Source organism: Micromonospora sediminimaris (genome assembly GCF_016863575.1).
In the GTDB taxonomy this organism is placed as follows: domain Bacteria; phylum Actinomycetota; class Actinomycetes; order Mycobacteriales; family Micromonosporaceae; genus Micromonospora; species Micromonospora sediminimaris.
Genome location: NZ_BOPD01000081.1, coordinates 1 through 715, shown reverse-complemented (window position 1 = coordinate 715; position 715 = coordinate 1). Strand labels below are relative to the sequence as shown.

Here is a 715-nt window from a genome sequence, read left to right as displayed (position 1 = left end):
GGTACGTGGCGGGACCTGACCGACAACGTGAACTCGATGGCGTCGAACCTGACCAGCCAGGTACGGAACATCGCCTCGGTCACCACGGCGGTGGCGCGGGGCGACCTGTCGCAGAAGATCACGGTGGATGCCCGGGGCGAGATCCTGGAGCTGAAGTCGACGGTGAACACGATGGTCGATCAGCTGTCGTCGTTCGCCGACGAGGTGACGCGGGTGGCCCGTGAGGTGGGCACCGAGGGCAACCTCGGCGGTCAGGCTCAGGTCAAGGGCGTCAGCGGCACCTGGCGGGATCTGACCGACAACGTGAACTCGATGGCGTCGAACCTGACCGCCCAGGTACGGAACATCGCCCAGGTCTCCACGGCGGTCGCCAAGGGTGACCTGAGCCAGAAGATCACGGTGGATGCCCGGGGCGAGATCCTGGAGCTGAAGTCGACGGTGAACACGATGGTGGATCAGCTGTCGTCGTTCGCCGACGAGGTGACGCGGGTGGCCCGTGAGGTGGGTACCGAGGGCAAGCTGGGCGGCCAGGCCCAGGTGCGCGGCGTTGCCGGCACCTGGCGGGATCTGACCGACAACGTGAACTCGATGGCGTCGAACCTGACCAGCCAGGTCCGCAACATCGCCTCGGTCACCACCGCGGTGGCCAACGGTGACCTGTCGCAGAAGATCACGGTCGACGCGCAGGGCGAGATCCTGGAGCTGAAGAACACGG

Annotated in this window: 1 protein-coding gene; it reads left to right on the top strand. The window is 66.3% G+C overall.

Annotated elements, in window-relative coordinates:
• The coding region (locus Vse01_RS29180) for a HAMP domain-containing protein (RefSeq protein WP_204019293.1) at nt 1-715 on the top strand (715 nt) is incomplete at both ends.